17 protein-coding genes are annotated in these 14,039 nt (G+C 74.3%); 5 read left to right on the forward strand and 12 right to left on the reverse strand.

What is annotated here, in order from left to right:
• Genes PVK74_RS07160 through PVK74_RS07170 form a run of 3 tightly spaced genes read left to right on the forward strand, consistent with a single transcriptional unit; the run spans position 1 to position 859 of the window.
• A complete protein-coding gene (locus tag PVK74_RS07160) occupies positions 1-480 on the forward strand; it encodes a DUF2975 domain-containing protein (protein WP_274478583.1) in 480 nt (159 codons plus the stop codon).
• Complete coding sequence (locus tag PVK74_RS07165; protein ID WP_030499989.1) at positions 480-698, forward strand: helix-turn-helix domain-containing protein; 219 nt, start codon at positions 480-482, stop codon at positions 696-698. The genes PVK74_RS07160 and PVK74_RS07165 overlap by 1 nt, the downstream gene beginning before the upstream one ends.
• The gene (locus tag PVK74_RS07170; RefSeq protein ID WP_274478586.1) at positions 695-859 is read left to right on the forward strand and encodes a hypothetical protein; all 165 of its coding nucleotides are present in this window, start codon (positions 695-697) and stop codon (positions 857-859) included. The genes PVK74_RS07165 and PVK74_RS07170 overlap by 4 nt, the downstream gene beginning before the upstream one ends.
• A gap of 32 nt (positions 860-891) precedes the next feature.
• Here PVK74_RS07170 and PVK74_RS07175 read toward each other — a convergent pair whose 3' ends face one another.
• From PVK74_RS07175 to PVK74_RS07185, 3 genes are all read right to left on the reverse strand, one after another.
• On the reverse strand, positions 892-2,091 hold the full coding sequence (locus PVK74_RS07175; RefSeq protein WP_064445823.1) for an RtcB family protein: 1,200 nt from the start codon (positions 2,089-2,091) through the stop codon (positions 892-894).
• 373 nt (positions 2,092-2,464) lie between these two features.
• Complete coding sequence (locus PVK74_RS07180; RefSeq protein ID WP_064445822.1) at positions 2,465-3,139, reverse strand: HAD family hydrolase; 675 nt, start codon at positions 3,137-3,139, stop codon at positions 2,465-2,467.
• Between the two features lie 76 nt (positions 3,140-3,215).
• Positions 3,216-3,608 (reverse strand): hypothetical protein, encoded by a 393-nt coding sequence (locus tag PVK74_RS07185; RefSeq protein ID WP_043323741.1) that lies wholly within the window; start codon positions 3,606-3,608, stop codon positions 3,216-3,218.
• Positions 3,609-3,755: 147 nt separating this feature from the next.
• On the opposite strand from PVK74_RS07185, the gene PVK74_RS07190 reads away from it, so the two are divergent.
• Complete coding sequence (locus PVK74_RS07190) at positions 3,756-4,529, forward strand: alpha/beta hydrolase (protein ID WP_043323740.1); 774 nt, start codon at positions 3,756-3,758, stop codon at positions 4,527-4,529.
• Positions 4,530-4,539: 10 nt separating this feature from the next.
• Here PVK74_RS07190 and PVK74_RS07195 read toward each other — a convergent pair whose 3' ends face one another.
• From PVK74_RS07195 to PVK74_RS07205, 3 genes are read right to left on the reverse strand one after another with little or no spacing between them, the layout of a single operon-like run.
• A complete protein-coding gene (locus PVK74_RS07195; protein ID WP_064445820.1) occupies positions 4,540-5,046 on the reverse strand; it encodes a DinB family protein in 507 nt (168 codons plus the stop codon).
• 44 nt (positions 5,047-5,090) lie between these two features.
• Positions 5,091-5,903: a M15 family metallopeptidase gene (locus PVK74_RS07200; protein WP_069088688.1), complete on the reverse strand. Its 813-nt coding sequence runs from the start codon at positions 5,901-5,903 to the stop codon at positions 5,091-5,093.
• A 60-nt stretch (positions 5,904-5,963) separates the two neighbouring features.
• Complete coding sequence (locus PVK74_RS07205) at positions 5,964-6,929, reverse strand: acetylxylan esterase (RefSeq protein WP_043323736.1); 966 nt, start codon at positions 6,927-6,929, stop codon at positions 5,964-5,966.
• Between the two features lie 199 nt (positions 6,930-7,128).
• On the opposite strand from PVK74_RS07205, the gene PVK74_RS07210 reads away from it, so the two are divergent.
• Positions 7,129-8,154, forward strand: a complete 1,026-nt coding sequence (locus PVK74_RS07210) for a LacI family DNA-binding transcriptional regulator (protein WP_043323734.1) — start codon at positions 7,129-7,131, stop codon at positions 8,152-8,154.
• Between the two features lie 15 nt (positions 8,155-8,169).
• Here the strand turns inward: PVK74_RS07210 and PVK74_RS07215 are convergent, their stop codons facing one another.
• From PVK74_RS07215 to PVK74_RS07240, 6 genes are all read right to left on the reverse strand, one after another.
• Positions 8,170-9,456: a D-alanyl-D-alanine carboxypeptidase family protein gene (locus tag PVK74_RS07215; RefSeq protein ID WP_274478591.1), complete on the reverse strand. Its 1,287-nt coding sequence runs from the start codon at positions 9,454-9,456 to the stop codon at positions 8,170-8,172.
• A gap of 99 nt (positions 9,457-9,555) precedes the next feature.
• Positions 9,556-10,278: a polysaccharide deacetylase family protein gene (locus PVK74_RS07220; protein WP_069088599.1), complete on the reverse strand. Its 723-nt coding sequence runs from the start codon at positions 10,276-10,278 to the stop codon at positions 9,556-9,558.
• Positions 10,275-11,438 (reverse strand): MGDG synthase family glycosyltransferase, encoded by a 1,164-nt coding sequence (locus tag PVK74_RS07225; RefSeq protein WP_274478593.1) that lies wholly within the window; start codon positions 11,436-11,438, stop codon positions 10,275-10,277. Before PVK74_RS07225 ends, PVK74_RS07220 begins: the two co-directional genes overlap by 4 nt.
• 54 nt (positions 11,439-11,492) lie before the next feature.
• A complete protein-coding gene (locus PVK74_RS07230; RefSeq protein ID WP_274478594.1) occupies positions 11,493-12,791 on the reverse strand; it encodes a D-alanyl-D-alanine carboxypeptidase family protein in 1,299 nt (432 codons plus the stop codon).
• Positions 12,792-12,891: 100 nt separating this feature from the next.
• On the reverse strand, positions 12,892-13,308 hold the full coding sequence (locus PVK74_RS07235; protein ID WP_166455883.1) for a protein-tyrosine phosphatase family protein: 417 nt from the start codon (positions 13,306-13,308) through the stop codon (positions 12,892-12,894).
• Between the two features lie 98 nt (positions 13,309-13,406).
• Positions 13,407-14,027, reverse strand: a complete 621-nt coding sequence (locus PVK74_RS07240) for a hypothetical protein (protein ID WP_043323730.1) — start codon at positions 14,025-14,027, stop codon at positions 13,407-13,409.
• Between the last annotated feature and the right edge of the window lie 12 nt (positions 14,028-14,039).

Genomic DNA, 14,039 nt, shown 5'->3' on the forward strand with positions numbered 1-14,039 from the left:
ATGCTTACGGCGCAACGCGCGGTGACACCACTCCGCGCCTTCCTGGTCCTGCTGTTCGCGATCCTGGTGCTGTTCCAGACCATGTCGCTGCCCGGCCAGTTCGCCCACATGGCCCGGGAAGACCCGGACATGGCGTACCTGCGATGGCCCGCCACCGCGGTCACGGTCTTCTGGGTGCTCTGCGTCCAGGTGGTGATCGTCTGCACCTGGCACCTGCTCACCCTGGTCAAGCGCGACCGCATCTTCACCGAGGCGTCCCTGCGCTGGGTCGACGGGATCGTCTGGGCGGTCGCCGCCGCCTGGGTGGTGCTCGTCGGTGTGTTCGGCTATGTGGGCTTCAACGCCGACGACCCCGGGCTGCCGCTGCTGCTGTTCCTGCTGGTCACCGGCGTCACCGTGCTGGGGCTGCTGATGGTTGTGCTGCGCGCGCTGCTGCGCCAGGCCACCACGCTGCGCACCGACATGGAAGCGGTGATCTGATGCCGATCGTCGTGCGCATCGACGTGGAGCTGGCCAAGCGCAAGATGAGCGTCGGCGAGTTCGCCGAGCGCGTGGGGCTCACCCCGGCCAACGTCGCCGTGCTCAAGAACGGCCGCGCCAAGGCCGTCCGGTTCAGCACCCTGGAGGCCATGTGCCGGGTGCTCGACTGCCAGCCCGGCGACCTGCTCGAATGGGTCCCCGACGAGGAGGAGCGATGAGGCACCTGGCCGCCGCCGTGGCGGTGCTCGCCGTCGTGCTCGGCGTCGCCGGCTTCGTGTACGGCGAGGCCGATGACTCCCCCGGCCTCCAGTTCCTGTCCGCGCTGCTCGTCATCGGCGCGGTAGCCATCGGCGTACGTGTCGCCCGGCGTACCCGTTAGGGCCGGCGCCCCCTCGACGCCGGCCCTGCCGCTCAGCCCTTCACGCAGACGACCTGCTTGAGGTGGGCGACCACCTCGACCAGGTCCTCCTGCTGGGCCATCACCTCGGTGATGTCCTTGTACGCGCCGGGAATCTCGTCCACCACACCGGCATCCTTACGGCACTCCACACCGGCGGTCTGCGCGGCCAGATCCGCCGTGCTGTACGTGCGCTTCGCCTGCCCCCGCGACATCCGCCGCCCGGCCCCGTGCGACGCCGAGCAGTACGCGTCGACGTTGCCCTTGCCGCGCACGATGTACGACCCGGTGCCCATCGAGCCGGGGATGATGCCCAGGTCCCCCTTACCGGCCCGGATCGCTCCCTTGCGGGTCACCAGCACGTCCACCCCGTCGTAGCTCTCCTCCGCCACGTAGTTGTGGTGGCAGGAGATCGGCTCGTCGTAGCGCACGTGCGGGAACGCCTCCCGGACCACCTGGCTCAGCAGCGCGAGCATGACCGCCCGGTTACGCCGGGCGTACTCCTGCGCCCACCACAGGTCCCGCCGGTACGCCTCCATCTCCGGCGTGCCGGCGAGGAACACCGCGAGGTCCCGGTCCGGCAGGTCGGTGTTGTGCGGCAGCCCGCGCGCCACCGACATGTGCCGCTCGGCCAGTTCCTTGCCGATGTTGCGGGAACCGGAGTGCAGCATCAGCCAGACCCGGCCGTCGTCCGGGCCACCCTGCTCCAGGCAGACCTCGATGAAGTGGTTGCCGCCGCCGAGCGTGCCGAGCTGCCGCTGCGCCCGCGTCTCGAGCTGGGCGACCTTCCGGTCCAGCGTGGCGAACCGCCGCCAGAACTCGTCCCAGCCGGCCTGCTCCAGGCCCCGGACCCGCCGCGGATCGACAGCGTCGTCGCGCATCGCGAAGCCGACCGGGATCGCCGCCTCGATTGCCGAACGCAGCGGCGCGAGGTCGTCGGGCAGGTCGGCGGCGGTCAGCGAGGTCCGCACCGCGGACATGCCGCAGCCGATGTCCACGCCGACCGCGGCCGGCGACACGGCCTGCCGCATCGCGATCACCGAGCCGACAGTGGCGCCCTTGCCGAAGTGCACGTCCGGCATCACCGCGACGCCCTGCACCCACGGCAGCGCGCCGATGTTGCGCAGCTGCCGGGCCGCCTGCGCCTCGATCGTGTACGGGTCGGTCCAGACCCGGACCGGCGCCCGGGTACCGGCCAGCGGGGTGAAACCCATCGTCGTCTCCTTGCTCGTGTCCGTCGGAGATAGGTACCCCCGGAAACGGAGAACCGCCCTGCTCCGGTGTCGGGGCGGGCGGTTCGCGCGGATCGTCGCGCCGGCGCTAGACGCGCCACCACCCTGGTTGCCACTGCCGTTCCCGGCCCGTGCCCGGCTCGGGCAGCAGGGCACCGGCGCGCGGCGCTTGCCGCTCGGCGCGGGTGCGGTTCTGCTGCGACACGGTGGACTCCCTGGTGGATCAGATCGACGTTGCCCGCTCACCGTACGGGCGCCGCGCACCGGCGGCAACGCGAATTTGCGACAGCACTGAACCTTTCCGCGCACGCGCTGATTACCAGGAGCTTCACGTGAGTGACCAGCGAAAGACCCGTCAGGACGGAACCTGGGCAAGCCTGAGCACGTATTCGAATCCGCGTTTCTGCGCGGGCGAATCCACCATTGGCAGGATCAGCGCCGGTATGCCGGCGGCAACCGATCCGCCGTCGCCGGCGGGATGATCACCGACCATCAGGGTCTGGCCCGGTGCGGCATGGAGGGCTTCGAGGGCGGCGACCCAGATCAGAGGGTCCGGTTTGACGAAGCCGACCTCGTAGGACAGTACGAACGCATCGACATAGCCGTCGAGTCCGTGCCGCGCAAAGCATGTGCGGATGTCCCAGCCGACGTTGCTGACAACGCCGATGCGAACACCGCTGTCACGCAATGCGGACAGGGTGGCGACGGTGTCGGCGTACGGCTCGACTGCTTCGGCGTGTGTTTCGTGCATGGCCGATGCCAGCGCCTGGTCCACCCCAGGAATCTGTTCCAGCACAGCGAGGATCGCCCGATCCCAGACTCGCGGGTCCAGATCTCGGGCGATGTGGGCCGGATCCGTGGCCGTCTCCCGCAACAGTTCCGCGAAGTCGCCGGCAATACGGTGCGCCTCGCCGACAGCCAATGTCCGGTCGATCGATGCCGCCGCGTTGCCCACCCAGCGCTCCGAGTCTCTGGCGAACAGAGTCCAGGCGAAGTCGAACAGTACTGTCGTCACGCGCCTGGCGGTCATCGCATCACCCTAGATCGACACGGCGCGTCCGGGAGCGGCGGTCGACCTGGATCGGGCCGGGCCAGGGTGCCCGGCCTCAGCCGGCCTGCGCGACCGGGTGGCGCCGCATCTCCTCCATGAACGGGTAGCGCGCGGTCAGCTCGGCGAGCGTGATCCCCGCCCGCCAGGCGGCCGCCACCTGCGCGACCTGGAGCAGGTCGGTGGCGTCGCCGCGGGCCTGGACGTCGCCGTCCACCCTCAGGTCGATCATGAAGTAGCGGGCCTGGGAGCCGAGGCTGACGCAGACCACGCCCCGGGGGGAGGTCATCTCGGCGCAGGTGAAGCGGCTGCGCCCCTGCTCGGGCGCGGAGACCGCGCCGACGTCGAGCTGGTGCGCGGCGGCGGTCGCCACGAGCGCGGGGGCGAGACCACCCGGCTCGACCAGGTCCGGGTAGAGGCGCACACCCAGTGCGGCCGACACGTCGCTCATGCCTGACTCCCACTTCCTTGTGACAGAGACCAGCAGCGCGCAGGTTACGGGTGTGTTACCGGCACGCACGGCCATCCTGTCCCGTACGACCGTCCGGGGGCAATAGGAACGCCCTCATCGAACCCCTGCGAGGTACGCTCCCGCCTCATGGCGCACATCCGGTGTGACTTCTTCTCCGAGGCGCTCGGCGTGGGCACCTCGATGACGGTGCTGCTGCCCGACCCGGGCGCCGCCGGGATCGGCATGGCGGGTTCCGGCGCGGACGGTGACCCGCCGGTGCTCTACCTGCTGCACGGGCTGACCGACGACGACACGGTGTGGACGCGCCGCACGTCGATCGAGCGGTACGTGGCGCCGCTGGGGCTGGCCGTGGTGATGCCGCAGGTGCAGCGCAGCTTCTACTGCGACGAGGCACACGGCAACCGCTACTGGACGTTCCTCAGCGAGGAGCTGCCCGAGGTGTGCCGGTCGTTCTTCCGGCTGTCCGACCGCCGGGAGGACACGTTCGTCGCGGGCCTGTCGATGGGCGGCTACGGCGCGCTCAAGTGGGCGTTGCGCCGGCCGGAGCGGTTCGCGGCGGCGGCCAGCCTGTCCGGCGCGCTGGACGTGACCCGCCGCCGCCACCATCCGACCCACCCGGTCGACCCGGCGGTGTGGCACACGGTCTGGGGCGACGACCCGGTGCCGGCGGACGACGACACGGTGGGGCTGCTGGAGCGCTCCGGCGACGACCGGCCGGCGCTCTACGTCGCGTGCGGCACCGAGGACTTCCTGTACGAGGACAACGTGCGGTTCCTCGACGCGGCCCGCAAGCGCGACGTGCCGGTCACCGTCGACTTCGGTCCGGGGGACCACGACTGGGCGTACTGGGACGCACGCATCTCCGACGTGCTGGCCTGGCTGCCGCTGCGCACGCGTTGATCGGCCGGACTCAGACGCCGACGGTGCCGTCGATCGCCTCGCGGATCAGGTCGGCGTGCCCGTTGTGGCGGGCGTACTCGTGCAGCATGTGCAGCATGACCAGGCGCAGCGACACGTCCTCGCCCCAGCGGGCCTGGTGACCTGTCACGTCGAGGGACTCGGCCTCCCGCTCGATGCGCCGGGCGTGCTCGATCTCGCGCTGCCAGGCCTCGAACGCCTCCGCCACGTCGGCGTCGCGGGCGTCGTACGCCTGCTGGAAGTCACCGGTGTCCGACCACACCAGCGGCACGTCCTCGGCGGCGATGACCCGGCGGAACCAGGTGCGCTCCACCTCCGCCATGTGCCGGACCAGCCCGAGCAGGGACAGCGTGGACGGCGGCGACGCCTGCCGGCGCAACTGCTCGTCGGTCAGCCCCTCGCACTTGAGGGCGAGCGTGGCCCGGTGGAAGTCGAGGAACGCGCGCAGCGACTCCCGCTCCCCGCCGAGCAGCGGCGGGCCGATCCGTTCGGTCTCCATGAACGCCCACCCTAGCCGCAATCGATCATGATGGAACGGCCGCGTCACCGCAGCGACGAACCGGCCACCGGGAAGTCGAACCAGGTGTCCGGGTACGGCTCGTCGACGTAGCGGTAGTGCCACCACTCCAGCGGATAGTTCTCGAAGCCCTGCGCGGACATCAGCCGGCGCAGCAGGTCCCTGTTGTTGCGGGCGGTGTCGCTGATCCGCGCGTCGGCGGTGTGGGCACGCGGGTCGAAGCAGTCGAAGCCGGTGCCCATGTCGATCGAGTCGTCGGCGAAGCGGCGGCCGGCCGGGTCGGTGCAGGGCACCAGCGGCTGGCCGGGCGTGTACCCGGCCTGCGGGGGCCCGGAGACCGGGACCAGGGTCAGGTCGACGGTGCTGCCCCGGCTGTGCGCGGTGGGCGCGCCGATGTACCCGTCGGCGAAGAGCCGGTCCTTCGGCACGGCGGGGTAGAACTCGCCCTTCATCAGCTGTTCGCCGGGGAGTTTCGCCCAGGCGACGAAGTCGTCGGCGGCGCGCTGCGGGCGGTAGCAGTCGTACACCTTGAGGCTGTGCCCGCCGGCGAGCGCGGCGGTCTGCACCCGGTGCAGCGCCTGCGCCGCCGGGCGGGTGAGCAGGCAGCGTGGTTCGGCGTACCCGTCGATCGGACGGCCGACGAAGTTGTGCGGGCCCGCGTACCGGATGTCGGTGCGGACGGTGGGGTCGACGGTGCTGAGGTCCACGAAGTCCGCCGGGGCCCGCGGGCCGGTCGGGGTGGCTGACGGCGGCGCGGACGGCGACGGCGACGGCGCGGGCCGCTGGCAGGCGGCGGCGAGCAGCGCGGTCGCCACGGCCAGGCCCGCCGTCGCGCGCATGCCGGTGCCCATCCGCCGTGTCTACCAGCCCGGGCGGGCCGGCATCGGCGGAACCGGTGGTCAGGCGCCCAGCACGGTACGCAGGAAGTCCACAGCGGCGGCGTCGTCGTCGATGCCGCCCGCCTCGTGGCCGTTGAACCGCCACACCGTCAGGTCCTTGTCGCCCCGGTAGTCGTGGTAGGCGGCGTAGACCGTGGACGGCGGGACGATCTCGTCCATCAGCGCGACGGAGAACCGGGCCGGCGCGGTGGCGCGGCGGGCGAACGCGACGCCGTCGACGTAGCCGAGCGTGCGCAGCGTCTGCTCCTCGCGGTCGCGGTGCACGGCGAGGTAGTCCCGGATCTCCCGGAACGGCGCGGAGTCGGTGATCGTGATCGCGCGCGGGATGTCGCAGAGGAACGGCACGTACGCCACCGCCGCGCGTACCGAGGGCGCCAGCGCGGCGGCCGCGAGCGCTGCGGCCCCGCCCTGGCTGTGACCGAGAACGGCGATCCGGTCCGGGTCGACTGCCGGCAGCTCACGCGCGGCGTCCACGGCGCGGACCGCGTCGGTGAGGAAACGACGGTAGTAGTACTTGTTCGGGTCCTCGATGCCCCGGGTGGCCATGCCCGGGGCCTGCGGCCCGGCGGCGGCCACGTCCGGGGTGTCGCCCCGGCTCCACCCCGAGCCCTGGCCACGGGTGTCCATCTGGAGGTGGGCGAAGCCGGCCGCGGACCAGAGCAGGTTCTCCAGCGCGTGGCCGCGCCCGCCGCCGTACCCGACGTACTGCACGATCGTGGGCAGCGGGCCGGACGCGCCGCGCGGCGCCCGCAGCCACGCGCGGATCGGCTGTCCGGCGAAGCCGGGGAAGGTCACGTCGAAGACGTCGACACCGGTCAGCGGCGTCGGCAGCGGGGTCGCCGTCACGGGGTCGCCGCACGAGCGCGCCTGTGCGAGAGTGTCAGCCCAGAAGGCGTCGAAGTCGGCAGGCTCGTGCAGGTCGCTGCGGTAGGTACGGAGTTCGGCCTCGGTCAGGTCGGTGAGCACGCCTCGGTCTTCCTCGTCGTTCGTCGGGGGTGGACGGCGAGCCGCCGGAAGATGACTGGCGCATTTCCGGAACGTTTCCGCAACTCGTGCGAACGCTAGGGCCGGTCCGGCCTGTCGTCAAGCCCTCTGCGTACGGCAAGATGTGCGTGGGGCGGGACGGTCTACCGGTCGGTTCCGGCAGCCGGCGAAGGGAACACGGGTGAGCGCGGACGACGAACGCAGGGTGACCATCACCGCGATCGCACGGGAGGCCGGCGTCTCGGTCCCGACCGTGTCGCGCGTGCTCAACGGGCGGTCCGACGTCGCGCCGGACACGCGGGAACGGGTCGAGGAGCTGCTGCGCCACCACGGCTACCGGCGCCGGGGCAGCCGTACGGTGCGCCGGGCGGACCTGGTCGACCTGGTCTTCAACGACCTGGACAGCCCTTGGGCCGTGGAGATCATCCGCGGCGTGGAGGACGTCAGTCACGCCGCCGGGGTGGGCACCGTCGTCTCGGCGATCCACCGCGAGTCCAGCTCCACCCGGCAGTGGCTGCACAACCTGCGCGCCCGCGCGTCCGACGGCGTGATCGTGGTGACCTCGCACCTGAGCCCGGCCGTGCAGGCCCAGTTGCGCCGCCTCAACGTGCCGGTGGTGGTGGTCGACCCGGCCGCCGGCGTGGCCGCCACCGACGTGCCGGCGATCGGCGCCACCAACTGGACCGGCGGCCTGGCCGCCACCGAGCACCTGCTCAAGCTCGGCCACCGGCGGATCGGTTTCGTGGCCGGCCCGCCGCACCTGCTGTGCAGCCGGGCCCGGCTGGACGGCTACCGGGCCGCGCTGGCCGCTGCCGGTGTGGCCGCCGACGACCGGCTGGTGCAGCCCGGCGACTTCTACCACGCCTCCGGGTTCACCGCCGGTGGCGCGCTGCTCGACCTCGACGAGCCGCCGACGGCCATCTTCGCGGCGAGCGACCAGATGGCGTTCGGGGTGTACGAGGCGGTGCGCCGGCGCGGCCTGCGGGTCTGCGACGACGTGAGCGTGGTGGGCTTCGACGACCTGCCCGAGGCGCGGTGGGCCTCCCCGCCGCTGACCACCGTGCGCCAGCCGCTCGTGGAGATGGGCCGGCTCGCCGCGCGTACCGTGCTGCGGCTGGCCCAGGGTGAGGAGATCGACTCGCCCCGGGTCGAACTGGCCACCGAACTGGTGGTGCGCGACAGCACCGCGGCGCCCGCCTGCCGCTGACCCGGACCGCCGCTTTCAGTCCTGTTCCGGAATTTCCGGCTCGCGCAGAACCGGCCCGGTCGACATGGTGGCGGCGGCCGCCGCGGCGTGCCGGCGCCGCCGTGCCAGCAGCACCGCTCCCCCGGCCGTCAGCACCGCGCCCACCGCCACCGTCACACCGGCGCTGGGCGCGGCGCCGGGGCCCGGCGCGCCGCCACGCAGGTCGGCGTGCCCGGCCAGGGCCGACGCCCCGCCGCCCGCCGGTGGCGCGGTCCGGTCCAGCTCACCCGGCTCGACCAGCCGCCCGACCGAGGCGTCCCGAGGCTGCGCGAATCCCCAGTCCAGCAGCGCGGCGCCCTGCTGCCAGCCCCGCTGGCTGGTCACCTCGGCGCCGAGCAGCGTGACCACGAGCCGCCGCCCGCCGCGCTCGGCGGCGCCGACGTAGGTGTGCCGGGCCAGGTCGGTGAAGCCGGTCTTGCCGCCGATCGCGCCCGGGTACTGGTCCAGCAGCATGTTGTCGTTGGAGATCGCGAACGCCTTCTTGCGCAGCGCCGGCTGGGCCGGGATCTGCGCCGTACGGGTGGCGGCGTACCGGCGGAAGGCCGGGTTCGCGAAGCACGCCCGCGCGATGAGCGCCAGGTCGTACGCGCTGGTGAACTGGCCCGGACCGTCCAGCCCGGACGGGGTGACCGCGTGGGTCTGCCGCGCGCCGAGCCGGTGCGCCTCCTCGTTCATCGCCCGCACCCCGCCGGCCAGCCCGTCCGGGCCGCCGCCGAGGCGGGCCAGCGCGTTCGCCGCCTCGTTGCCGGAACGCAGCAGCAGTCCCAGCCAGATCGTCTCGATCCGGTACCGCCCGCCCTCGACCAGCCCGACCGCCGAGCTGCCCGGTTCCACGGCCAGATCCCCGGCGGTCACGGTGACCTCCCGGTTCGGGTCCAGCCGGGGCAGCATCGTGGCCGCCAGCAGCAGCTTCTGCACGCTCGCGGGCACCGCGTACTCGTGCGGCCCGCAGCCGCCGAGCACCGCGCCGCTGTCCAGGTCGGCGACCACCCAGGAGGTGGCGGTGACCGGCGGCGGCGCGGTCGACGCGGGCGGGACGACCAGCCCGGCGGTGTCCAGCGCCGCGCCGCCGACGGCCCGCGCGGCCGGATCGGGCGCGGGCGGCGGCTGCGGCGGCCGGGTCGACGAGGGCGGCACGTTCGGGCAGGGCGGCGCGGCCGGCATCCGGCGTACGGGCGCGCGGACGCCCGCCACCGCGGGCGTCGCCGACACCGGCACCAGCAGGGCGGCGGCCAGCGCCACGAAGGATCCCCAGGTCCTCATGACCCGGACGCTAGCCACGCCGACCCGAACGGGTCACCGGCTCCGGGATTCGGGCCCCGGCGCCGGGGCCACGCGGTAGGCTCCCCGCCCGTGCCCGGATCAGCGCGCGGGCAGCCCGTGGCCGCTGAGCGGGCCGACGTGCCATCCGCGGCGACGGCACTCGGCCAGCACGCGCGGAAGCGCGGCGACACCGGCACGCCAGGCGCCCGGCGCGGCGGTACGGGAGGAGTCGTGCAGCAGGATCGTGCCGCCTCCCTCCAGCCCGGACAGGACGGTTCGCGCGACCGTGTCGGCGGTGGCCGTGGCGGTCCAGTCCCGCCCCCAGCAGCTCCACAGCACCGGCCGCAGACGCAGCCGCCGGGCGGCCGTGAGAGCCGCGGCGGTGAGCACGCCGTACGGCGGTCGCAGGAACCGGGGCGCACGGCCGGTCACGTCCGTGACCAGGTCGTACGCGCGGGTCAGGTCCCGGACTGTGCGGGCCGGGCCGCGCAGCAGCAGGTTGTCGTGCGTCCAGCCGTGCACGGCCACCTCGTGGCCGTCGTCGACCAGCCGGCGGCCCAGCGCCGGGTTGCGCCGCAGCATCGCGCCGAGCACGAAGAACGTGGCACGGACCCGGTGTGCCGCCAGCACGTCCAGGACGTGGCCGGTGGACTCCGGGTCCGGGCCGTCGTCGAAGGTCAGCGCGACCCGGTCGGGCGCCCCGATTCCGTGCAGGCCGGGCAGCCACCGCCGCCGCACGGCGGGCAGCGCCGTGACCGACGGCGCCACCTGCAACACCGGCAGCGCGAGCGCGGCGGCCCGGGCCAGGGTCGCCGCTCTCATCGCAGACCGCCGGTGGACTGCAGCATCGCGGCGAGTACGGCGACCGCGTCGCCGACCGGGTCCAGCAACGGGCGGCGCGTGCCGGCCGAACCCGCGGGCGGCGCCCGGCGAGCCGCCTCGGCGACCAGGCCGGCCGGGTCCTGGGACACGTCGTCGTGGGACGGGATCACCGGTGAAGTCCCGATCACCGCCGCGAGCACCGGCCCGAGCTGCTGCGGTGTGCCCGCCCACCGGATCAGGCCGGCGCGGGCCAGGATCGCGGCGTTCGCACGCCCGTGACCGGCGATGGGCCGGTACGTGACCACCGGCAGCCCGGCCGCCAGCGCCTCCTGGCAGGTCAGCCCGCCGGCGTTCTCCACCATCACGTCGACGGCGCGCATCAGTGCCGGCATGTCGTCGACCCAGCCCAGCACGTACCGGCCGGCGCCGTGCAGCCGGCGGCGCAGCGCCGCGTTGTGCCCGCACACCACCACCGGGCGGACACCCGCCGCGGCGACCTCGGCCACCGTCGCCGGCACCTCGCCGGCGCCCCAGGAGCCCGCGACGACAAGCGCGAGCACACCGTCGGCCGGCAGGCCGAACCGCTGCCGGGCCCGCTGCCGGTCCTCCGGGCCGGGCCGGGCGAAGGCGCGGGACACCAGCGGCTGCACCACCGTGACGTCGGCGGCGTCGGCCTGGCGCGTCTCGGCGTGGCGGACCGCGCAGTACACGTCCACGCCCGGCGCGAGCCAGGTCGGGTGCACCACGAAATCGGTCACGTAGGTGATCACCGGGACACGGAGCCGCCCGTGCCGCCGCAACGGGCCGAGGAGCTGGTTGGCGAACGGATAGGTGGTGACCACGGCCCGGGTGTCGGACGGGATGCGGCGGCGCAGGCGACGGCGCAACGGCCTCAGCAGCGCGCGGATCGCGCGTACGGCCGTCGGTGAGCTGCCGGTCAGCCGGAACAGCGCGTGGTAGCCCCACGGGAGCCGGTGCAGCACCCCCCGGTACGTCTCGCGCACCGCCCGGTGCAGCGGGCGGGGCAGCAGGTGCAGAAGGTTCAGCCGGTCCACCGCGAAGCCCCGCGCACGCAGCCGTTGCGCCAGCTCGTCAGCGGCCCGGTCGTGTCCGGCGCCGATGTCCGCCGAGACCACCACGATCCGGCCCGGGTGCTCCATGCCGGGCGCATACCCACGGAATCGGTGTCCACGCGACCCGCCGGGACGCCGGGTTCAGGCGCGGCGGCGTCCGCGGCGGCGGGACCGGCCCCGGCGGGCGGCGAGCACCGCCGCCACCCCGCCGACGGTGAGGGCGAGCAGACCGGCGAGCGGCACGATCATCCGCCAGTCCCCCTCGCCGACGCGGCGCAGCGCGGTGCCGGCCGGCCCCCGCCACGGCGGCGAGACGGTACGGGCCGGCGCGGCGGCGGGAGCGTTACGGGGTTCCGCCGCCGCGGCGTCCCCCTCACCCGGCTCCACCAGCCGGCCGACCGAGGCGTCCCGGGGCAGCCCGAAGCCCCAGTCGAGCAGCTGGGCGCCCTGCTGCCAGCCGCGTACCGGCCGGGCCTCGGCGCCGAGCAGCGTCACCACGAGACGGCGTCCGCCGCGTTGCGCGGCGCCGACGTAACTGTGCCGGGCCAGCTCGGTGAAACCGGTCTTGCCGCCGAGCGCGCCCGGATAGCGGTAGATCAGCTGGTTCTCGTTCTGGATCTGGAACCCGCCCTTCTTCAGGGCGGGCTGGGCCGGGATCTGTGTGCGTTCGGTGAGCGCGTACCGGCGGAACGCGGCGTCGGCGAAGCAGGCCCGCGCGATCAGCGCCAGGTCGTACGCGGTGGTGAACTGCCCGGGGCCGTCCAGTCCGGACGGGGTGACCGCGTGGGTCTGCCCGGCGCCGAGCCGGCGGGCCTGCGCGTTCATCTCGGCGACGCCGGCCTGCGTGCTGCCGGCGCCGAGACGGGCCAGCATGTTCGCCGCGTCGTTGCCGGACTGCAGGAGCAGGCCCAGCCAGAGCGTCTCCACGCTGTAGCGGCCACCGACGAGCAGCCCGACGGCCGAGCTGCCCGGTTCGATGTCGAGGTCGGCGCGGGTCGCGACGGCCACCTGCTTCGGGTCGAGCCGGCTCAGCATGGTGGCGGCCAGCAGCAGTTTCTGGGTGCTGGCCGGCGTGCCGGGGACGTGCGCCCCGCACGCGCCCAGAACGGCGCCGGTGTCCAGGTCCGCCACGAGCCAGGTGCTGGCGGTGACCGCCGGGGGCGCGGGGCTGCCCGGCGGCGCGACCAGTCCGGCGCCGGCCAGCGCCTCCCCGCCCACCGCCGCCTGTTCGGGCGTCGTGGCCGGCGGCGTGGGGCGGGGCGGCCGGCTCACCTTCGGCGCGGGCTGCCGGGGGCAGGGCACGGTGGCGCCGGGCGCGGGGGCGCCGGGCGCGGGGGCGCCGGGCGCGGGGGCCGTCCCGGGGGCGGCCGGCGCCGGTGCGGGTGTCCCGGCGGCGAGCAGGGTGACGGCGGTGACGGCGGCCAGGACCCGGGCTCTCATGAGAAGGCACCATACCGAGCCCGTTGATCAGGGCCGGGTGGCTCACCGGGACCGTGACGCCGCGCCGATCACGCCGCCCCGCTCGGTGACCGGCCGGGGGTCAGCGCACGCCGCGCAACCACCATCGTTGCCACGGCGTCTCCACCGCCTTCCGGTGGTAGCGGGAGCGGACCCAGGCCACCGCCCGGGCGGGCGGCAGCCCGTCCAGTACGGCGAAGGCGGCGAGCGCGGTTCCGGTACGCCCCACACCGCCGTGGCAGGCCACCTCGACCCGCTCGCCCGCGTACGCGCGCCGCCATGCCTCCCGCAGCGCGTCGAGCGCGTCGGCGCGGTCGGCCGGGATCCAGAAGTCGGGCCAGCGGATGCGCCGGGCGGGCCACTCCGGTTCGGGGCCGGGCGCCAGCAGCAGCGCGAAGTCGGCGGGCGAGGCGGGCTCGGCGACTCGCCGCCCGCGGACGGTGGCGCCCCCGGGCAGCGTGAGCAGGCCGGCCTGATCGGTCCACGGTGTCGCGTCCATGGCCCATTGTGTCGTGTGGCACGGACACGTGAGTGCCCGCCGGACTCCGTCCGGCGGGCACTCACGATCGAGCCGGGTCTTTCCCGGCGCGCCCCGGATCAGCCGAGGCGACGGCGACGCCAGGCCATGGAGGCCAGCAGCAGCACCGCGCCGGCGGCGGCGAGGCCCCCACCGAGCTTCAGCGGCGTGCCAATGCTGTCACCGGTGACCGGCAGCCCGCCGTGGTGCGGGGACTTGGTCGGCCGCGGCGGCAGGACGGTGCCGGTGGCGCTGGCGATCCGACCGGACGTCAGACCGGTGGCGGTGAACGTGTACCGCCCGGGCCGGGTCGGCCGGTAGGTCACGGTGAAGTTGCCGCTGGCGTCGGTCGTCACGGTGAACGTGGTCGGCGCGGGCTGCGGCTGGGCACGGTTGGGCGTGTAGGCGACCGGCGCCATCGCCACCGTGCTGCCGTCGCTGCGTCGCGCGGAACCGTCGGCCGGGGCGGCCGCGGGCAGGCCCGAGATCGCCACGTCGATTCGGACCGTCTCGTTCGGCCCGAAGTTCGATCCCCGCAGGGTGAACGTCTCGCCGAGCCGGATGGTCGTCGGTGAGACGGTCAGCGACGCGACCTCGGGCGGGTAGACCGGGGGTTGCGGCTGCGCCGCCCCGGCCGCGGTCGGCACGGCCGCTACGGCCAGGCCCACCGTGAGCGCCATGATGATGCGGGATAGCCGCATGATGGTTTCCCT

The organism is Micromonospora chalcea, assembly GCF_028768405.1.
GTDB lineage: Bacteria > Actinomycetota > Actinomycetes > Mycobacteriales > Micromonosporaceae > Micromonospora > Micromonospora chalcea.